Origin of the sequence: Thalassotalea castellviae (genome assembly GCF_031846185.1) — a bacterium.
GTDB classification, from domain to species: domain Bacteria; phylum Pseudomonadota; class Gammaproteobacteria; order Enterobacterales; family Alteromonadaceae; genus Thalassotalea_H; species Thalassotalea_H castellviae.
This window is the reverse complement of sequence record NZ_JAVRIF010000006.1, coordinates 42,195-63,791: the sequence shown is the minus strand read 5'-3', so window position 1 is coordinate 63,791 and position 21,597 is coordinate 42,195. Positions and strand designations below refer to the sequence as shown.

Here is a 21,597-nt window from a genome sequence, read left to right as displayed (position 1 = left end):
TTATTTCCTTTTATATCTTACTTAGCACAAATTAAATTAATGCCTTGTTTTATTAGTTTATTTCTTACTTCTTCAGATAAGTCATCATCAGTAATAAGCGTGTGCACTTGCTGCCAAGGTATTTCCAGATTAGGTATTTTGCGATTAATTTTCTCAGATTCGATCATCACAATCACTTCTCGAGAAACTTCCGCCATCACTTGGCTTAAACCTAATAACTCATTAAAAGTAGTGGTACCACGCTCAATATCAATGCCGTCTGCACCAATAAATAACTGATCAAAATCATAAGATCTTAAAACACTTTCCGCGATTTTTCCTTGGAATGATTCTGACAGTGGGTCCCATGTACCACCAGTCATCAATAGCGTGGGTTCATTTTCTAAAGCCTGAATTTCAGATGCTATCGATAGTGAATTTGTCATCACTACTAAGCCAGATTTCTTACTCAACTCATTCACGAGTGCGGATGTTGTACTTCCGCTATCTAAAATAATTCTATTATGATCACGGATGAGAGTGGCTGCTTTTTTTGCGATACTAAGCTTTCGTTTTGAAAGTTTTTCACACTTTGGCTCAATTAATTCACTCGGTAATGAAACAGCACCGCCATAACGGCGAAGCAATAAGCCACTATTTTCAAGGGCAGCTAAGTCTTTTCTTATCGTAACTTCTGAGGTATCAAATTTCTTAGAAAGTTGATCAACGCTAACTTCACCCAAACTGTTTAATTCGGTAATGATAATATGGCGACGTTGCTTAGTATTTCTTTTTGTCATAACTTTCGATTTACTCAATTAAGTTTCGTTTTAAAACTTATCTATTTAAGCAAAAGTTGTGATAAAAAACAATCAGAATTTGGATTTATAGCCTAGTTACAAATTATTTGGCTATTTAAGGGCATTAATGATGATTTAATGCCCTATTTAACAGAGGGTAGTTATTTTTTTTCCGGTTTTTTCCAACCCGAAATATTACGTTGCTTACCACGAGCCACGGCTAATTCTTCGGCTTCTACATCCTTAGCAATAACAGATCCCGCACCAACGGTAGCTCCAGAACCTATAAATACAGGCGCAACAAGTGAACTATTAGAGCCAATAAAAGCATTATCATCAATTGTGGTTTGCGACTTATTTACGCCATCATAATTACAGGTGATTGTTCCCGCACCGATATTTACGTTATTACCGACGGTAGTATTACCTAAATAGGTTAAATGACCTGACTTACTACCACTCCCTAAAGTTGTTTTTTTCATTTCAACAAAATTACCAATATGGGAGTTCTCATTCATCACACTATCAGGTCGTATCCGAGCAAATGGCCCCGCAGAACAATGATCACCAATCACAGCACCTTCGATGATAGTATTGGGTTTTATTTCGGTATTTTCACCAATGGAGCAGTCTTTCAATATACAGTTAGCGCCAATTTTTGCACCATGGGCGATTACAACTTCCCCTTCAAAGATACAATTAACGTCTATTTGAACTTCTTGTCCAACCATCATAGTGCCGCGAACATCTATTCTATTGGGATCTCGAAGACTCGCTCCTGCTATCATTAAAGCTTCAGCTTTGCGTAATTGATATGCCCGCTCTAATGCCGCAAGTTGTACTCGGTTATTTGCTCCTTCAACTTCAATTTCTGTTTCAGGGTGTGCTGTTGCTATTGTTTTTCCTTCGCTATGACACGCGGCAATAACATCAGTTAAATAATATTCTCCTTGAGCATTATCATTTGATAATTGACTTAACCATCGCTTCAGGTCTCCACCATTAGCGAGCAGTATTCCGGTGTTACATTCATTAATTTTTAGCTGTTCTTCATTAGCATCTTTTTGTTCAATAATGCCAACCACAGCATTATTTTCTCGAATGATCCTTCCGTAACCAGTTGGGTTATTGAGGTTAACACTTAATAACCCCATACCATTTTCCGGTTTGACATCGATCAAACTTTCTAATGTTGTAACTTTAGTTAACGGTACATCACCGTACAAAACCAGCACGTCTTCATCATCCTTCAAGTATGATGCTGTAACGGCTACGGCATGGCCTGTACCTAATTGCTCTTTTTGCTCAACAAACGTTAAATCATCGCCAGCACTTTTTTCATTAATCGTCGCTTTTAGTATTTCGCCACCAAAACCATAAACAAGATAAATGTTTTCAGCATTTAATTTACGTGCGGCATCTATAACATGACTAACCATAGGTTTGTCTGCTATTGGGTGAAGTACTTTTGGTAAAGATGAACGCATACGGGTGCCTTTACCCGCAGCAAGAATGACAACTGACAATGACATAATTATTCCGTTTATTGTTTTTTGGTTATTCTAACGCGTTATTCTAACGATTTTCCAATAAAAACTAATACTAGCTTTCTATTTACCGTATCTGAATAAAATATAATGTATAGATTAATATTCTTTGATGAGTAATGTCATATATTGTTAGGGTAAAAAACACAAAAGTTTACAAAAATGATTGTAACTAACTAAAATATTTATGTTTTTAGATTGTAATTAATTCACCATTTTGTAACATCCTCCCGAGTCAATTAACTAAATAACAATAATGAAAATATATTTAATAGTATTATTAATGCTACTAGCCGGTTGTGGTGGTGGTGACAGCAACAAGACCAAACAAACAAAAGTTTCACAATCTAATACCATTACCATTCAAGACAGTTATATTGAAATAAAAAAAGGGACAACGTTTTCCGGAAAACTGACTGCAAAACACAACAACAACTTACCAATTAGCTTCGAATTAGTTTCAGCGCCAAATATTGGTGAATTCGAATTATCTTCTACAGGAGAGTTCACATTTTCGGTCAATAAATTTGAAAGCAAAGACCAAACAAAATTTACATTTAACGTGGTTGCAGATAGTACGCTTGAACAATCAGCTTCTGTCGAGATCACTTTATTGGCACCCGATAATATCGCACCACTTGCTGAGCAGTCTCAGATAAATATTTCCTTAGATAACGTTTACGTTGGTAATTTAATCGGTACGGATATTGATGGCGATACGTTAAGTTTCGAATTAATTGACGATGTTTTAATTGGCTCTCTTACGTTTAATAATACTACGGGTGAATTTGTTTATATTGCCCCAAGACAAACAACCGAACTTAAAACACACTTCACTTATAAAGTATTTGATGGGTTAGTTTGGTCTGAGCCTAGTGATGTTGTTATCAACCTTTTACCAAACAGTTCTGAAATTTCCCGTTTTAGTTATCAGCTGTTCGGAAATTCACAAGATGCAATGTCAGGTGTTTTTATCTTACCGGCAGCAGAATTAAACACAGATGAAGTATTTTCAGATAATATTGTTGTATTAGCTGAGCCTAGATTTGGCTCTTTTAGTTACACTAACCAACAATTTACTTATCAACCCAACACAACCAGCATTGAAGAATTAAATGTCAGTGATGATAGAGTTATCGTTTCAATAATCGATAGCCTTGGTAATACTCACTTAATCAAATATGAATTCAAATTTGCCGATCATGCTATTGTATATAACGGCAACCTAACCGAACCGTTAGCACCCAGCTGGCAATCAGACTCCGATTTCCCTGAATTACTTAATGATATATTTAGTGGTCAAGACCCTTTCTCTTCAGACTTTGTACATAACGAAGAAAAGTTTAATAATGCCATCAAAGCATTAGACGCTTTGGCACTTAGAGATAATATCACCGACGAAAGGTTATATAACTTAACCTATTACATTCGAGCTCATATCTATTACTTTGGCAGTGAAAAATTAACCGATAGCCAATTAAATAACCTTAATACCGCTGGCCTGAGGTTGACTCAAATGTCTGGTTTTTATGGTTTATCAGAATCAGCAACCAAAATCCACACAGGTTATACCGATACCGTTTATTCACTGAGTAGGTTTGACCATAAACATGAGCTACTTACAAAGTTTTTTGACATCAACTTAGCCCTAATCAACTTATATAGCAGATTTGATGGTCAAGGTGATACTTACAATTTACAAACTGGAATTTACAATGTTTTCGATCTAATAGATCGTACTGCCTATGCCTTTAAGTTCAGTGAAAATAGAGACTTCGTAGCACGTTACTATAACGAATCACTTTTAACAGCACTGACTAATTTCTCCCAAAGTAACCTAGTGCCCATCAATGGCGACTACTACCTTTTATACAATATATATTCATTAGGATATGAGTTTTGGCTCGATGACGATGCAGAATGGCAAACCATGTTAGAGCAAAGCATGGTTTCACTTACCAGAGCAGTCATTGAACATGCCAGTGCAGAAGATAGCAAAAATATACAAATTGCTTTCTACGGTTATTATTTATCGGATGCTGTTGGTTATCATAACCCAGATTTAGCTATCAATCTTTGTGGGAATGAATACCAAGATATTTGCTATATAGTTTCGGAACAAGAAATACTTCCAAAGGTAACAAGTTGTAATGATTTTGCTGAGCTGCGTTTTGACGATTTAACGATAGATCAGCAAGATAGCCTATGCCAATCATTAATAACTACTTCCGATACATTTCATCAGGTACTGGCAACAAATTACGTTTCAGTAGAAGATGACTTTAATGATGCTGTATACGCCAGTATATTCAACTCCTCGCAAGATTATGGGGCATATGGTTATTCTCTTTATCAAATTCCAACAGATAACGGTGGGTTCTATCTCGAGGGTACTCCTTCTCAAGAAGATAATATTGCGCGATTATTTGTTTATCAACAAGGCGAAGAGGATGCGTGGTGGGTATGGAACTGGGAACATGAGTTCACGCATTATCTAGATGGTCGCTATGTCAAATATGGTGAGTTTGGTCACTTATCTCTCGATGAAACTACCTGGTGGTCAGAGGGCCTAGCTGAATATATAGCTTGGGTAGATGAATTTCCTCGAGGTAACTATGTTCTTACCTCTACTCCGGAAGATAAATGGCCTACTATCGAAGAGATTAGTACGGTAAATTACAATTCAAGTAGTGATTTGATTTATATCTGGAGTTACACACTGCATCGATTTTTAGTTGAAAATCACCAAGAATTACATCAAGGATTTAAACAATGCCTAATTTCTGGCGATATAGACTGTTATCGAGAGAAAACTACGACTATGTATTCTCTAGAAGCTTCTTATAAAGCTTGGTTACAAAATCTTGCTCAATCACTAAATAGCAGAGCCAAACGTTTAATATATTCAGCTAAACACTACGCAGAAGACTCAAAACATTATCGTATGCATAGTCAAAGTCAGTTAAAGGCGCGTAATAAATAACTTAGCTTATTGTCAACAATAGCCACTGTGTATTGCATATTGTGTTTAAAAATTAAGAACGACTTTTAACTATATAAAAGTCGTTTTTTAAATCACTAAACCTTAATAAGTACGCATTAGAAGGATTGTATATTTTGCTTGTCACTTATCTTACATGTAATTATGCAACAGATCGTACTCATTAAAATAACTATAGCTCCTCAGAGCTCGCTGACAGAAATACCAATTAATGGTGATGATCGTTAGCTAATTGATTACCTTGCGCATCATAAAAACCACTACCAGCGTGGTCAATAAAGCCCAAACGTATCATTTTCCTTAAAAAGGGATCCGATTCATTATCGCCAATATCGGCATAATCCGTCATTTTATAATGCTCTGTTCTTTTAAAGACGCTTTCTATCTTGTCTGTTGAAAATATCGTTTTATTTAATTGCCAAACGGTTATCGTTTCTTTTTCGTTAGTAATAACTTTTTGTGCAAGTTGCAACTCCGGCTGCCACCAAAGTTCTATCGTTTGCTCTTTGCTTTCAAATTTATAATATTCAATTCGGCTACAATCCTGACCTTTGGTTGATATTAAGGTCATGTTAGCCAATTGAGCTTCTGTCACTAATTGAAATTTCGACTGCCAGTGATGTTTATTTGAAGCAACAGGTTCAAACTCAATACCTTTTTGGTAGTGATCAAAATAGCTTACTTTACGGACACTGTTATTTTTTAAGGTATGCCATTGATTCGTAGTTTGTTTCAATTGGTTGATATGTAAAACATCTTGACCTTTTCGCCATAACTCAAAGTTACTTTTTATTTTTGTAGTTTCAGAGTTTAACCCTGAAGTTTCAATTGTGTAAATAGCCCCTAATTGCTCAACTTTTTTTGGACAAGACTCACTTGCATAGCTTTTAAAACTTATTAACTGACTAGCGATAAAACAAAAAACAATTACCAAATTTTTCATTAGTTTTCCCATAAAAATAGGGGAACAATGTTCCCCTATATATTGATATTACAATATTAATTCATCGAATTTTCGTTACTTAGGTCTGCTGCAAAGTCCATGATATGAAATATTAAACTTTGCTCATTCGTACCTGTCACTAAGTGTGCTCCAGGACCCATCGCATACACAGCTACATCTTCACCAGCATGTGTTTCAGATGATAAAGGCACTAGTGCTTCTTGATGAAAACCTGGGGTTTGTGTTTCAACATTTGTTAAATCAACACGACCAGTTACTGCTGCTTCCATGTACGAAGCGTCAGCATTGGTTTCATCACCTAAGTCTCTATATCCTAATCCGTTGGTATAGCCTAATGTGGTGTAAGGCATGCCATCACTTGCTAACGAAGGCTCTTCTGAGCCAATACCAACAACTTTGCCCAAAATCGGGTTCCCACGTTTAGGGTAACCAGCAATGGTAAATACATGACTATGATCGGCCGTCACTATGATTAATGTATCTTCATCATCTGTGGCATCTACAGCAACTTGTACTGCTTTTGAAAATTCAATCGCATCATTTAACGCATTGTAAGCATTACCTGCATGATGAGCATGATCTATACGACCTGATTCAACAGTTAAAAAGAACCCTTTTTCATTGTTTTCAAGTACTCCAATTGCTTTAGCTGTCATTTCCGCCAAACTTGGTTCACCAGCAATATCATTTTCACGATCCGCTTCATATTGCATATGTGATTCATTAAACAAGCCAAAAATACGTTCGGTTGTTGCAGGATCAATAGCATTAAAGCTGTCTTCATTCCAAATATACGAACCATTCGGATATGCAGTTTTCCACTCGGTAATTAAGTCTCGACCATCCGTTCGATCTCCCTCTACACCACTTACTGCATCTGCACTGTTAAATGCAGCATCTTTAGGTAAAAAGTGACGGCGACCACCACCCATCACTACTTCAATGCCATTAACATTAGTGCCGGTATAACGGGCTTCTAAATTGGCTTCAAAGTTCACTAATTGAGATGCGATATCTTCACAGCCACCATCAATAGCAGATTGCGGCATATCTGAAACATCTTCCCAATTTCGATTGGCTGATTTTGCAAAAGTCGCAGCAGGCGTCGCATGAGTTATACGTGCCGTTGAAATAATACCTGTCGATTTACCGGCTATTTCGGCTAATTCTAATACAGTTATCATTTCATTACCTGCGACAGTAGAGCAATCGCCATAAGCAATATCTTCATCGACACCGATAACACCAACATCTGTTTTTATACCTGACATCATAGCAGTCATTGTACCGGCTGAATCTGGCGTTTGAGCATCAACATTATAAGTTTTTGCAAATCCCGAAAATGGAAATTTATCAAAGCTTAATTGATTCTCTTCACCCATTAATCCTTTACTTTGACCGTCTAAAATACGTGCAGCCGTTACCGTTGAAACTCCCATACCATCGCCGACAAAAAGTATCACGTTCTTTGCCGTACCTCTCAGGCTTTCAATATCAGCTGTTGTTTTTGCAAAAGCTACCTTAGTAGCTGGGGCAGTCGCATTTACCTGCTCGGTTACCTCTTGCCAAATAGCTTCAGCGGTTGCTATTTCAGAAGCACCAGCAACAAACCACGAGTTATAACTGTTCGTTGCAATATCTGCTGAACCGACTTCATTAATCGTAGGTGCACAAACAAATTGGCTTTCACTAAATTCGCTTTCTTCTAAAACACCATCACTATTCGCATCAATACCAGAATCAATTCTAACGCCACTGTTTAAACAATTTTCATCACCTACCGGTAATTCTGTTTGTTTAATTAAACTCGTTAATCCATCTACGCCATTGCTACCATTAGCACCGTTTACGCCATTTTTTCCGTTATCACCATCACCACAAGCACTTAACGCTAATGTTAATGAAGCGGTGATTGCTGTAATAATAAATTTATTCATAATGTTATATCCTTGATTTCAACGTGATGACATTTAGTCAACTAAACCTAGTGCGCGATTGATAAGATGGAAGATGACACTTTGCTCTACCGTACCTTGTATAAGATGTGCACTTGGTCCCATAGCGTGGACAGAAATATCTTCACCGGCATGCGTTTCTGAACCTAATGGAACGGTTGATTCTTGATGAAAACCGGTAACAGTGGTGTCTACTGAAGATAAATCCATACGGCCAGCCATGGCTGCTTCGCTATAACTCGCATCGGCATTGCTCTCATTACCTAAGTCTCGATAGCCTAAACCGTTCGCATAGCCCACTGTAGTGTATGGCATGCCATCTTTTGCGAGTGATGGCTCTTCTGAGCCAACACCGACAACTTTCCCTAAAATTGGGTTACCACGTTTAGGATAGCCTGCAATGGTAAATACATGACTATGATCAGCGGTGACTATGATTAATGTTTCTTCATCATTTGTGGCATCTACCGCTGCTTTTACAGCTTTTGCCAATTCGATAGTATCGGTTAAAGCATTGCTGGCATTACCTGCATGATGCGCATGATCAATTCGGCCTGATTCAATCGTTAAGAAGAAACCTTTTTCGTTATTATCAAGCACATTAATCGCTTTAGCTGTCATTTCGGCTAAGCTTGGTTCACCGGCAATATCGTTTTCACGATCCGCTTCATATTGCATGTGTGATTCATTGAATAAGCCAAAGATTTGTGTTGTTGAATCAGCATTTATCGCTTCAAAACCGGCTTTATCCATAACGTAGCTACCCTGAGGATATTTTTCTTGCCACTCAGTTACTAAGTTTCGGCTGTCAGTTCGATCACCCTCAACTGCACTTACCGCATCAGTACTATTAAATGCTGCATCTTTTGGTAAGAAATGACGGCGACCACCGCCCATCACCACTTCAATACCATCAACATCAACACCTAAAAAGCGTTTTTCTAAATTTGTTTCAAAGTTAATAAGTTGAGAAGCAATATCTTCACAATCAGCGCGTTCTGGATTTTCCGCGATCGCCATATCAGAAATATCTTCCCAGTTACGATCCGCCGATTTTGCATAAGCTGCTGCTGGCGTGGCATGGGTTATTCTTGCAGTAGAAATAATGCCTGTTGAAATACCTTTTATTTCAGCTAACTCAACAGCTGTAACAACTTCATTTCCTTTTGTAGATGAACAACTGCCACGAACTACTTCTTCATTAACACCTAGAACACCTGCGTCACTTTTTAGGCCAGACATCATCGCTGTCATTGTGCCAGCAGAATCAGGGGTTTGAGCATCAACGTTATAGGTTTTCACTAATGCAGAATACGGAAACTCTTCAAAGCTTAAATAGCCTTCTTCACCCATATCACCATTTAACTGTCCTGCTAATATTCTTGCTGCAGTTAACGTTGAAACTCCCATGCCGTCACCCACAAACAGAATGACATTTTTTGCTTTTATTGCTCTTTCTTGTTGTAGTTTTTCTAACAGTTTTTCTTGGCCTTGTTTAAACCAAGTATTAGAAGTTTGCGTTGCAGGTACCGTTTGGGCTAACGCACCAGACGATATCAAACTGGCCAAAACCAGTGATAGTCCTTGTTTAATCATCTATGTTTGCTCCAAGTTCATTTTTATTTATTAAGAAAACTGAACTAAAGTAAACAATAACTATTAAGCTTGAGTTACATTAAAGTTACTTTCATTTGACGTTTATATGATGGAATTAAGACAGGATATTTCATTGTTTCAAACACAAAAAAACGACTTTCACCGAAGTAAAAAGTCGTTTTTCAAATCACTAAAACTTAAGTAAGTATTAGAATGGTGTTATTTTTTGCTCGTTGCTTGAATTACACGTAATTGCGCAACAGCACGTGCTAATTCAGAGGCTGCTTCTGCATAATCAATATCATTACCTTGATCATTCAAATGCTGCTCAGCACGTTCTTTCGCTTCAATTGCTGCTTGTTCATCTAAGTCATCGCCACGTACAGCAATATCAGCTAGTACTGTCACGTGATTAGGTTGAACTTCAAGCATGCCGCCAGAAAGATAGATAACTTCTTCGTCACCACCTTTTTTAACGATTCTCGCCATTCCAGGTTTTAGTGAGGTCAGCAAAGGTGCATGACCAGGCATAATACCTAGTTCACCCTCGCTACCTGTGATCTGTAATGATTCGATAGCACCCGAGAATAAACTCTCTTCGGCACTTACCACATTCAGATTGACAGAAAGTATTGCCATGTTGACCTCCTAAATAGGTGATTAAATCGTAAAAACGAAAGAATCACCAACCTACATTACATGTTTTTAGCTTTTTCAGCTGCTTCTTCAATAGAACCAACCATGTAGAAAGCTTGCTCAGGTAAGTCATCAAATTCACCCGCAAGAATACCTTTAAAGCCAGCAATTGTGTCTTTAAGTGATACATACTTACCTGGAGAACCTGTGAATACTTCAGCAACGAAGAACGGTTGAGATAAGAAACGTTGGATCTTACGTGCGCGAGATACAGTTTGCTTATCTTCTTCAGACAACTCATCCATACCTAAGATGGCGATAATGTCTTTAAGTTCTTTGTAACGTTGTAATGTTGATTGAACACCACGAGCCGTTTCATAATGCTCAGCACCAACTACTAACGGGTCTAATTGACGCGAAGTAGAATCAAGTGGGTCGATTGCAGGGTAAATACCTTGCGATGCGATATCACGAGAAAGTACAACAGTTGCATCTAAGTGAGCAAAGGTTGTTGCTGGAGATGGATCGGTCAAATCATCCGCTGGTACGTATACCGCTTGAATTGAAGTGATTGAACCTTTCTTCGTTGACGTAATACGCTCTTGAAGAACACCCATTTCTTCAGCAAGTGTTGGTTGATAACCAACCGCTGATGGCATACGACCTAACAATGCAGATACTTCCGTACCAGCAAGTGTATAACGGTAGATGTTATCTACGAAAAATAATACATCACGACCTTCGTCACGGAATTTTTCAGCCATAGTCAAACCAGTCATCGCAACACGAAGACGGTTTCCTGGAGGCTCGTTCATTTGGCCGTAAACTAACGATACTTTATCAAGTACGTTAGAATCGTTCATTTCATGGTAGAAATCGTTACCTTCACGAGTACGCTCACCTACACCAGCAAATACTGAGTAGCCGCTATGCTCGATCGCGATGTTACGAATAAGTTCCATCATGTTTACGGTTTTACCAACACCAGCACCACCGAATAAACCAACTTTACCACCTTTAGCAAATGGACATACTAAGTCGATTACTTTGATACCTGTTTCTAATAGTTCATTAGACATCGCTTGCTCAGCATATGCTGGCGCTTCACGGTGAATTGACCATTTTTCTTCTTCGCCGATTGGGCCAGCTTCATCGATAGGCTCACCCAATACGTTCATGATGCGACCCAAAGTTGCAGTACCTACTGGAACTTGGATGTTATCACCTGTGTTTACTACTGTCAGACCACGACGCAAACCGTCTGATGAACCCATAGCGATAGCACGTACAACGCCACCACCTAATTGCTGTTGTACTTCTAGTACTAAGCCTGAAAGGTCACCTTCAGTTACATTTAATGCGTCATATACCTGAGGTACAGCATCTTGTGGGAATTCTACATCCACAACTGCGCCAATGATTTGGACGACTTTACCTGTACTCATGTTTAATCCTCTAATCTTGTGCTCTTAAAATTAAGAACCTTTGCTTATACCGCTGCAGCGCCGGCACAAATCTCACTCAATTCTTGAGTAATGCTTGCTTGACGTGCTTTGTTATATACCAATTGTAAATCATCAATTAAGTCACCCGCGTTATCGGTTGCAGCTTTCATTGCAACCATACGAGCAGCTTGTTCACATGCGAGATTTTCAACTACACCTTGATATACTTGAGATTCTGTATAACGAACTAGTAGTTGTTCAAGCAATGCTTGAGCATCTGGTTCGTATAAATAATCCCAGCGATGCTTAATTGCGTCATCATCTGACTTAGGCAAAGGTAAAAGTTGATCGATTGTCGGCTGTTGCGTCATCGTATTAACAAACTTGTTATACACAATGAACAATCTGTCTATCTCACCATTGTCATAGGCGTTTAACATTACCTTCACACTACCAACTAAGTCAGTAAGTGAAGGGTTATCACCTAATCCAGAAATTTGTGAGACAACTTTAGCGCCCATATTATTGAAAAAGGCAGTAGCTTTAGAACCAACTACAGCAAATTCAACTTCGGCGCCTGCTTCCTGCTGTTTACCAGCATCAGCAAGTACTTGTTTAAATAAATTAATATTTAAACCACCACACAAACCTCGGTCTGTTGAGACAACGATATAGCCTACGCGCTTAGCTTCACGTTCTTCCATATAAGGATGACGGAATTCTAAATTACCAAGCGCGATGTGACCGATCACATTTCGCATATTTTCAGCGTATGGACGAGAAGCAGCCATGCTATCCTGCGCTCTGCGCATTTTACTAGCTGCAACCATTTCCATCGCGCTGGTGATCTTCTGTGTATTTTGTACACTTCCGATCTTTGATTTAATCTCTTTACCACCAGCCATGACTATTCTCCGCGAAAAGGTTAACTAATTACCAAGTTTGAGTAGCTTTGAAAGCTTCAATTGCTTTCGCTAATCCAGACTCGATATCTTTGTTATAGTCGCCTTTTTCGTTGATAGTAGCCATCAACTCAGCGTGCTCATTGTTTACGTAAGAACGTAATGCTTCTTCAAAATCAACAACTTTGTTAATTTCAACATCATTTAAATAGCCTTTTTCTGCGGCAAATAATGATACTGCTGTTTCAGCAATGGACAATGGGCTGTATTGCTTTTGCTTCATTAACTCAGTTACACGTTGACCATGCTCTAATTGAGCACGAGTCGCGTCATCTAAGTCAGATGCAAATTGAGCAAAGGCTGCTAGCTCAGCATATTGTGCTAATGCTAAACGAATACCACCACCAAGTTTCTTGATGATTTTCGTTTGAGCAGCACCACCAACACGAGATACAGAAATACCAGCGTTAACAGCAGGACGAATACCTGAGTTAAACAAGTTAGATTCTAAGAAAATCTGACCATCGGTAATTGAGATAACGTTTGTTGGTACGAATGCTGATACATCACCCGCTTGCGTTTCAATAATTGGTAATGCTGTTAAAGAACCTGTTTTGCCTTTAACTTCACCATTTGTGAAACGTTCAACGTATGCTTCGTTTACACGAGCAGCACGTTCTAATAAGCGTGAGTGAAGATAGAATACGTCACCTGGGTATGCTTCACGACCTGGTGGACGACGTAAAAGTAATGAAATTTGACGGTAAGCAACAGCTTGCTTTGACAAATCATCATATACAATTAATGCATCTTCACCGCGGTCACGGAAGTATTCACCCATAGTACAACCAGAGTATGCTGATAAGTACTGTAATGCAGCAGCTTCAGAAGCAGATGCAACAACAACGATAGTATTCTCTAACGCGCCGTGCTCTTCTAATGAACGAACTAAGTTCGCCACAGTAGAAGCTTTTTGTCCGATTGCTACGTATACACACTTAATACCAGTGTTTTTCTGGTTAATAATGGCATCTAATGCGATCGCTGATTTACCAATTTGACGGTCACCGATGATAAGTTCACGTTGACCACGACCGATTGGAATCATTGCATCAATTGATTTAATACCAGTTTGAACTGGCTCATCAACCGATTTACGATCGATAACACCTGGTGCTACAACTTCAACTGGCGCGAAGCCATCGTTGTCAATTGGGCCTTTGCCATCAATTGGTTCACCTAAAGTGTTAACTACACGACCTAATAAGCCGCGTCCTACTGGTACTTCCAAAATACGGCCAGTACCTTTAACTTTTACGCCTTCAGCAAGGTCCGCGTAAGGACCCATAACTACCGCACCTACCGAATCACGGTCAAGGTTAAGCGCTATTGCGAAGCGGTTGCCAGGAAGTTCGATCATTTCGCCTTGCATTACATCAGCAAGACCATGGATACGAATAATACCATCTGTTACAGAAACGATAGTACCTTCGTTACGAGCTTCACTAACTACGTCAAACTGTTCAATACGATTCTTGATCAGTTCAGCGATTTCAGTGGAATTCAGTTGCATGCTCTGTTCCCCGTTAAGATTGTATTGTTGTTGCTAAGCGGTTCAATTTACCTCTAACTGAACCATCTATCACCATGTCACCAGCTTTAATTACTAAGCCAGAAACTACGTTTTTATCAACACTACAATTGAGCTTTACTTTTCTTGCCAAACGCTTTTCAAGCGCGGCGCTAATTACTTTCTGTTGCGCTACTTTTAGTTTCACAGCAGAGGTAACATCGACAGATATTTCTTTTTCAAATTCAGCTTTTAATTCACTAAATTGAGTTAATACCTGTGGTAGCACCAACAAACGTTGATTTTCAGCCATCACTTTTATTAAGTTTTGGCCGTTGCTGTCTAATTGAACGTCACAAACTTTTAAGAAAAGGTCTGTGGCTTGTTCAACCGATGCACCACCAGAAATATATTCTGTAATAGTGGCATCTTTAGAAACTTCAGCAGCAAATGTTAGCATTTCATGCCATGCATCTATTGCTTTTGCTTCTACAGCAAAATCGAACGCTGCTTTAGCATAGGGACGAGCGACGGTTGTCAATTCAGACATAAGCTCTATTCCCTCTTAAAGTTCAGCTACAAGTTTATCTAAAATGTCGCTATGTGCAGCGGCATCAATTGAACGCTCGAGAATTTTCTCAGCACCAGCTACCGCAAGAACCGCCACTTGTTGGCGTAATTCTTCTTTCGCTTGGTTACGTTCAGTCTCTATTTCTGCATGACCAGCAGCTAAGATTTTTTCTTTCTCAGCTTGTGCTTTTTCAGCAGCTTCTTCAACTAATTGCGTTTCACGCTTTTTAGCAGCTTCAATAATTTCAGCAGCTTGCGCTTTGGCTTCTTTTAGTTGTGCAGTAGCTTTCTCTTGAGCAAGCTCAAGATCTTTTGCAGCACGGTCCGAAGCAGCAAGTCCATCAGCAATAGTTGCTTGACGAGCTTCGATGGCACCAATAATTGGTGGCCATACATACTTCATACAAAAAATTACGAATACGATAAATGCGATTAATTCACCAACTAAGGTCATATTAAGATTCATTTATGTATCTCCTATTCAAATTCGCGGTTAAAAAACAACTTAAAATTAAGCACCAACTGCGAATAATAGGTATAAGCCGATAGCAACACCGATCATCGCGATAGCATCGATAAGACCCGCTACGATGAACATTTTCACTTGAAGTTGAGGTGCTAATTCAGGTTGACGTGCAGCAGACTCTAGGAATTTGCCACCAAGTAAACCAAAACCAATCGCAGTACCAAGAGCACCTAGACCGATTAATAAAGCAACAGCGATATATAACATATTTATCTCCGATTATTTAAGTAAAGTTATAAAGTTAAAAATTAGTGATCTTCGTGAGCTAGACTCAAATATAGAATCGTTAGCATCATGAAAATAAACGCTTGTAATGGGATAACCAGCAAGTGGAAAGCTGCCCATAAAAAATGTACTGGCAATTGGAATAAACCAATTGTCGCAATCAGTAAAAATATCAACTCACCCGCATATAAGTTACCGAATAAACGTAACGCAAGTGATAATGGACGAGCTAATAAGGTAACCATTTCAAGAATAAAGTTCACTGGGTATAAAGACCAGTGACCAAAAGGTTGAGTCGTTAATTCTTTTATGAATCCGCCAATACCTTTCACTTTAATTGAATAGTAAATAATAAGAGCAAATACACCCAATGCTAGAGCAAAAGTCATATTTGGATCGGTTGTTGGCACAGCTTTCATATAATGAACACCAAACAACTCAAAAATACGCGGCATTAAATCAACGGGTACCCAATCCATAGCATTCATTAGTAAAACCCAAACAAAAATGGTTAATGCTAATGGTGCGATAACAGGGTTATGCCCATGGAAAGTACTTTTAACGCTATCGTCAACAAACTCGACGATCATTTCAACAGCACATTGCAGTTTTCCTGGTACGCCAGTTTCCGCTTTTTTGGCAACAGAACGGAAAATGGTTAAAAAGACCAAGCCTAAAAATATTGACCATCCTAGCGTATCTATGTGGAGGGCCCAAAAGCCTTCTCCTACAGTAAGATTCTGCAAATGATGTTTAATATATTCTTGGCTGGTTACTTCAGCAGCAGACATATTAAGGTTCCTAATGATTAAAGTTTAAAAATTCTAATGTTTAATAAAAAACGGTGTTAGTAATGGCATGGCCACAACTAAACAAAAACTGGTGAAAAATGGTACCGGCAGTATCGCTAAAAATTTAAAGGCTAGCGCAAACAAAAGGGCCGTTAATACTATTTTCATTTTTTCGCCACTATAAAAAGATTCCATCACTTTTTCTGACGATCTTGCTCCGGCATATCTAAAGGCTTTCAGAGCAAAAAATATATGAGGAATTATCGTTACTGCGCCGCCAGCTAAAACTGACTTTGCATGCTCAATTCCCCAGTTAAAATAAACCACGAAAGCTAAAATTAAAACCGCCATCAACATAGCGATTATCTGTTTAAAGGCGAAACGTTTTCCAACCTTAGTAAGTTCATTATTTTGTGTGGAACTCACGAGATTCTCCAAACGAAGCTTTTCGTATTATTTATAGGCTTTTAAAGTAAATACTTTTACTTTGAAAAGCCGACGCAAGTATACTTAATTAGAATACTAATGCAACAAAAGAGGGCGCTGCTTGCCCTCTTTATGTGCGATTATTGTGTAATTTTAATTATTGATGTGATGAATAGTTAAAAAGAACCAAACCGAGCAACAATACCATCCAATTCATCTAAGTTTGTATACGATATAACAAGCTTACCTTTTCCTTTAGTATTATGTGAAATAGTCACTTGTGAACCCAGCTTTTCAGATAAGTTTTGCTCTAACGATTTTGTATTTGGATCTTTTACTTTTTCTTCTTTAATTTTTGCTGGCTCTTGTATCTTTTTAATTAACGCTTCCGTTTCACGGACAGTTAACTCTTTTGCCACTACAGCACGGGCAGTGGTTGTTTGCTCATCATTTTGTAATGCTAATAAAGCTCGCGCATGACCCATTTCAATATCGCCATGTTCAAGTAATGTTTTTACTTCATCATTTAAGTTATTTAAACGCAGTAAATTAGTAACGGTAGTACGAGATTTCCCGACAGCTTCAGCGACTTCTTGATGCGTTAATTCAAATTCAGTTAATAATCGTTGTAATGCAATAGCTTCTTCCATTGCATTGAGATCTTCACGTTGAATATTTTCAATTAATGCGATGGCAACTGCAGCTTCATCTGGTACATCTTTAATTAAACATGGTACGAGATCAATCTCAGCTAATTGGGCAGCTCGCCAACGACGTTCACCAGCAATAATTTCAAAACTGTTTTCACCAATAGGACGAACAACAATAGGTTGAATAATACCTTGAGATTTTATTGAATTAGATAATTCATCTAACGCATCAGCCGACATATCTTTACGGGGTTGATACTTACCCGGTTGTAATTGCTCAATGGGAAGTTTTTGTAATTCACTTTGAGGCGGCGTGATCTCTTCAGCTTTAGACGATAACTCTTGATCAGAGCTTTCTTCTTTTTTAGGTGCATTTGTTAATAATGCATCTAAACCTCTACCAAGACCTCTACGTTTAGAAGGGCTCATAATTTTCCTTGCTGATTTACAGTGTAATTATTTTAATTTTTAGGGTAAATATTTAATCTGCTTTACGCAGTATCTCGCCTGCTAGGGCTAAATAAGCTTTTGCACCAGTTGACGATTTATCATAATACATTACTGGGGCACCAAAACTTGGCGCTTCAGCTAATCTGACATTTCTTGGGATAACAGTGCGGTAAACTTTATCACCAAAGTGTCGCTTTAATTGTTCTGAAACATCATTGGCTAATCGATTACGTGGGTCATACATAGTTCGTAAAATACCTTCAATATGTAATTCACCATTGACCACTGAAGTTAACTGCGCAATTGTGTCCATTAATGCCGTTAACCCTTCTAATGCATAATATTCACATTGCATCGGTACTAACACAGAATCAGCTGCAGTCATGGCATTCACTGTTAACATGTTTAATGAAGGAGGGCAGTCGATAATAATATAATCATAATCTTTTTTGATCGGCGCTAAAGCATTTTTTAAGCGTTGTTCACGAGCATAAACTTCCATTAACTTAATTTCAGCCGCAGTAACATCCGCATTGGCTGCGATTAAATCATATACGCCTTCAGTATTTTTACAAACGACTTGCTCAAAAGGAAGTTCTTCAACTAATAATTCATAACAAGTAGCAGGAACTTCATATTTATCAATACCACTGCCCATGGTTGCATTACCTTGGGGGTCAAGATCTATTAATAAGACCTTACGTTTTGTTGCTGCTAAAGAAGCTGCTAGGTTTACTGCTGTTGTGGTTTTGCCAACACCACCTTTTTGATTAGCAACTGCAATAATTTTTCCCACTAGAACCTCGAACAATTGTTGTTATTAGTTTTTCTTAAGCTCTATTACGTGCCTTTCACCGACAAGATTTGGCACTGTAATTTCATGACTTTTTATCAATGATACATCATTTGGTAATTGAGTTAATTCATCTTTTGGATATTGACCTTTTAGCGCATAAAAACGGCCATTTTGGTCAATAAGATGTTTACACCAATTAATCATATCTTCAAGTGAGGCAAATGCTCGACTTAATACACCATCAAAAGGAATTTCAGGTTGATATTTTTCAACTCGAGAAAGTAAAGGAGTTACATTAGCAAGTTTTAATTGAAAAACAACTTGTCTTAAAAAAGTAATACGTTTTCCTAAGCTATCAAGTAAAACAAATGATCGCTCTGGAAATAAAATAGCTAAAGGAATACCAGGCAAACCAGGTCCTGTTCCCACATCAATAAAATGATTTCCTTCAAGTACTTCTCCTACAGCTAAACTGTCCATAATATGTTTAACCAACATTTCATGCGGATCACGTACAGAAGTTAAATTATAAGCTTTATTCCATTTCACTAATAATTCAACATATTGAATTAGTTGAGATATTTGTGTTTCATTAACCTTAATATCTGATTTTTTTATTAAGGATTCTAACTCTGATATCAACGACATATTTTTAATATTTATCCATTATTTACAACAGTTTACGCTGACTTCCTTAAAAGGCCATGTTTTTTTAAGTACACAAGTAAAAGTGAAATAGCTGCGGGGGTTATCCCTGAAATTCGTGATGCTTTACCAATTGATTCTGGTTTTGCATCCGTTAACTTTGCAACGACTTCATTAGATAACCCTGAAATTTGGCCATAATCAAAATCATGTGGAATTAACGTATCTTCATGACGTTTTTTCTTTGCAATATCATCAAGTTGGCGATCAATATAACCGGCATACTTAATTTGAATTTCTACTTGCTCAGCGGCTTGTTTATCAGCAAGCGCTGGTCCAATGCCTTCAATTTCCATTAAATCATCATAACGTACTTCAGGACGACGAATTAAATCTTCAAGATTATTTTCACGACTAATCGGATTTTTTAATAATGGATTTATTTTTTCTGCTGCAGGGTGATCTTTTTGGATCCATTTTGATTTTAAACGCTGACGCTCAACTTCAATATTTTCCATTTTTTCGTTAAAACGACGCCAACGATTTTCATCCACTAAACCAAGTTTGTGACCAATTTCAGTTAATCGAATATCGGCATTATCCTCACGTAATAATAAACGATATTCTGCGCGGGAAGTGAACATACGATACGGTTCTTTAGTACCCAACGTTGCTAAATCATCAACCAAAACCCCCATATAAGCCTGATCTCTACCTAGCACTAACTCATCTTTACCTTGTACTCTTGCTGCCGCATTGGTAGCAGCAATTAATCCTTGCGCGCCAGCTTCTTCATAACCAGTCGTTCCGTTAATTTGGCCAGCAAAATACAAGTTATTCACGAGCTTACTTTCTAACGTTTGTTTTAAATCACGAGGATCAAAAAAGTCATATTCAATCGCATAACCTGGTCGAGTGATATGGGCATTCTCAAAACCTTTGATTGAACGTACTAAATTCATTTGTACATCAAAAGGTAAGCTTGTTGAAATACCATTAGGATAAATCTCGTGAGTGGTTAAACCTTCTGGCTCGACAAAAATTTGATGTGAATCTTTTTCAGAAAAACGATGAATTTTATCTTCAATTGATGGGCAATAACGAGGGCCGATACCTTCAATAACACCAGTATACATAGGAGATCTATCTAAGCCACCGCGAATAATATCATGGGTTTTTTCATTGGTATGTGTAATAAAACACGACACTTGTTCTGGATGATCTTTTCGTGATCCTAAAAATGAAAATACTGGTCTTGGATCATCACCCGGTTGTTCTTCCATTTGAGAAAAATCAAGTGTTCTAGCATCTAAGCGTGGTGGTGTACCTGTTTTTAAACGATCAATTCTAAAAGGTAAATCTTTTAATTTATTCGCCAAATTTACACTTGCTGGATCCCCGGCTCTACCACCTTGATAGTTGTTCATCCCTATGTGTATTTGACCTGCGAGAAAAGTACCAACGGTTAACACAACTGTTTGAGCTTTAAACTTTAGGCCCATTTGGGTTGAAACACCGACAACTTGATCATTGTCTAAAATAAGATCATCACAAGGTTGTTGAAATATTGTTAAATTCTGTTGATTTTCTAAAAAGTTTCTAACAAATGAACGATATAAAACCCTATCTGCTTGGGCTCTAGTTGCTCTAACAGCTGGCCCTTTACTCGCATTTAGCGTTCTAAATTGAATCGCAGCATGATCCGTCGCCGTCGCCATTAATCCACCTAAGGCATCAATTTCTTTAACTAAATGTCCTTTACCAATTCCACCAATAGCTGGATTACACGACATTTGTCCTAAAGTATCGATATTATGGGTAAGCAATAGAGTCTTACAGCCCATACGTGCTGAGGCTAATGCAGCTTCAGTGCCTGCATGTCCACCACCAACAACAATGACATCGTATGATTCTTGATACCACATAAAATAAACCTTAGAAAAATATTTAAAAATAAAAGGGCACGTATTTTAACTGTTTTTACCGTTAAGTGAAACGATCATTTTCATTAAATGATCTTCACTGGATCGTTAAATAATATATAAGATCTATTTAAAGATCTTATTATTATTACTTATTAGTAAACAGCTTTTCTGTGGGTAAGTGCTTTTTCTTCATAAAGA

19 protein-coding genes are annotated in these 21,597 nt (G+C 38.0%); 1 reads left to right on the top strand and 18 read right to left on the bottom strand.

Annotation, left to right across the window (positions count from 1 at the left end; translation table 11 throughout):
- Positions 1–17: 17 nt before the first annotated feature.
- Together RM573_RS11845 and glmU are read right to left on the bottom strand one after the other, a co-directional pair.
- Positions 18–779 (bottom strand): DeoR/GlpR family DNA-binding transcription regulator, encoded by a 762-nt coding sequence (locus tag RM573_RS11845; RefSeq protein WP_311582062.1) that lies wholly within the window; start codon positions 777–779, stop codon positions 18–20.
- A gap of 161 nt (positions 780–940) precedes the next feature.
- Positions 941–2,311, bottom strand: a complete 1,371-nt coding sequence (gene glmU / locus RM573_RS11840; RefSeq protein WP_311582059.1) for a bifunctional UDP-N-acetylglucosamine diphosphorylase/glucosamine-1-phosphate N-acetyltransferase GlmU — start codon at positions 2,309–2,311, stop codon at positions 941–943.
- A 271-nt stretch (positions 2,312–2,582) separates the two neighbouring features.
- Between glmU and RM573_RS11835 the strand changes: the two genes are divergently transcribed.
- Positions 2,583–5,309, top strand: a complete 2,727-nt coding sequence (locus RM573_RS11835; RefSeq protein WP_311582055.1) for a collagenase — start codon at positions 2,583–2,585, stop codon at positions 5,307–5,309.
- A gap of 226 nt (positions 5,310–5,535) precedes the next feature.
- On the opposite strand, the gene RM573_RS11830 is transcribed toward RM573_RS11835, so the two are convergent.
- From RM573_RS11830 to mnmG, 16 genes are all read right to left on the bottom strand, one after another.
- Entirely contained in the window at positions 5,536–6,270 is a 735-nt protein-coding gene (locus tag RM573_RS11830; RefSeq protein ID WP_311582052.1) for a hypothetical protein, read from the bottom strand.
- 56 nt (positions 6,271–6,326) lie between these two features.
- Positions 6,327–8,228 carry an alkaline phosphatase family protein gene (locus tag RM573_RS11825; RefSeq protein WP_311582049.1) on the bottom strand — a complete coding sequence of 634 codons (1,902 nt, stop codon included), beginning with the start codon at positions 8,226–8,228 and terminating at the stop codon, positions 6,327–6,329.
- A 33-nt stretch (positions 8,229–8,261) separates the two neighbouring features.
- Entirely contained in the window at positions 8,262–9,842 is a 1,581-nt protein-coding gene (locus RM573_RS11820; RefSeq protein WP_311582046.1) for an alkaline phosphatase, read from the bottom strand.
- 219 nt (positions 9,843–10,061) lie between these two features.
- The gene (locus RM573_RS11815) at positions 10,062–10,481 is read right to left on the bottom strand and encodes a F0F1 ATP synthase subunit epsilon (RefSeq protein WP_311582043.1); all 420 of its coding nucleotides are present in this window, start codon (positions 10,479–10,481) and stop codon (positions 10,062–10,064) included.
- 56 nt (positions 10,482–10,537) lie between these two features.
- Positions 10,538–11,923 (bottom strand): F0F1 ATP synthase subunit beta, encoded by a 1,386-nt coding sequence (atpD, locus tag RM573_RS11810; RefSeq protein ID WP_311582040.1) that lies wholly within the window; start codon positions 11,921–11,923, stop codon positions 10,538–10,540.
- A 44-nt stretch (positions 11,924–11,967) separates the two neighbouring features.
- Positions 11,968–12,828: a F0F1 ATP synthase subunit gamma gene (gene atpG / locus RM573_RS11805; RefSeq protein WP_311582037.1), complete on the bottom strand. Its 861-nt coding sequence runs from the start codon at positions 12,826–12,828 to the stop codon at positions 11,968–11,970.
- A 28-nt stretch (positions 12,829–12,856) separates the two neighbouring features.
- Positions 12,857–14,398 carry a F0F1 ATP synthase subunit alpha gene (gene atpA, locus RM573_RS11800; RefSeq protein WP_311582033.1) on the bottom strand — a complete coding sequence of 514 codons (1,542 nt, stop codon included), beginning with the start codon at positions 14,396–14,398 and terminating at the stop codon, positions 12,857–12,859.
- Positions 14,399–14,411: 13 nt separating this feature from the next.
- Positions 14,412–14,945 carry a F0F1 ATP synthase subunit delta gene (gene atpH / locus RM573_RS11795; RefSeq protein WP_303453373.1) on the bottom strand — a complete coding sequence of 178 codons (534 nt, stop codon included), beginning with the start codon at positions 14,943–14,945 and terminating at the stop codon, positions 14,412–14,414.
- 15 nt (positions 14,946–14,960) lie between these two features.
- Complete coding sequence (atpF, locus tag RM573_RS11790; RefSeq protein ID WP_303453371.1) at positions 14,961–15,431, bottom strand: F0F1 ATP synthase subunit B; 471 nt, start codon at positions 15,429–15,431, stop codon at positions 14,961–14,963.
- A 45-nt stretch (positions 15,432–15,476) separates the two neighbouring features.
- Complete coding sequence (atpE, locus tag RM573_RS11785; RefSeq protein WP_076417406.1) at positions 15,477–15,698, bottom strand: F0F1 ATP synthase subunit C; 222 nt, start codon at positions 15,696–15,698, stop codon at positions 15,477–15,479.
- A 41-nt stretch (positions 15,699–15,739) separates the two neighbouring features.
- A complete protein-coding gene (gene atpB, locus RM573_RS11780; RefSeq protein ID WP_311582024.1) occupies positions 15,740–16,507 on the bottom strand; it encodes a F0F1 ATP synthase subunit A in 768 nt (255 codons plus the stop codon).
- A 33-nt stretch (positions 16,508–16,540) separates the two neighbouring features.
- Positions 16,541–16,933, bottom strand: coding sequence for an ATP synthase subunit I (locus tag RM573_RS11775; RefSeq protein WP_311582020.1), 393 nt, complete (start codon positions 16,931–16,933; stop codon positions 16,541–16,543).
- 176 nt (positions 16,934–17,109) lie between these two features.
- Positions 17,110–18,012, bottom strand: a complete 903-nt coding sequence (locus tag RM573_RS11770; protein WP_311582016.1) for a ParB/RepB/Spo0J family partition protein — start codon at positions 18,010–18,012, stop codon at positions 17,110–17,112.
- Between the two features lie 52 nt (positions 18,013–18,064).
- Positions 18,065–18,829, bottom strand: a complete 765-nt coding sequence (locus RM573_RS11765; protein ID WP_311582013.1) for a ParA family protein — start codon at positions 18,827–18,829, stop codon at positions 18,065–18,067.
- Between the two features lie 24 nt (positions 18,830–18,853).
- Positions 18,854–19,477, bottom strand: a complete 624-nt coding sequence (gene rsmG / locus RM573_RS11760; RefSeq protein ID WP_311582010.1) for a 16S rRNA (guanine(527)-N(7))-methyltransferase RsmG — start codon at positions 19,475–19,477, stop codon at positions 18,854–18,856.
- A gap of 32 nt (positions 19,478–19,509) precedes the next feature.
- Positions 19,510–21,399, bottom strand: coding sequence for a tRNA uridine-5-carboxymethylaminomethyl(34) synthesis enzyme MnmG (mnmG, locus tag RM573_RS11755; protein WP_311582008.1), 1,890 nt, complete (start codon positions 21,397–21,399; stop codon positions 19,510–19,512).
- Positions 21,400–21,597: the final 198 nt, after the last annotated feature.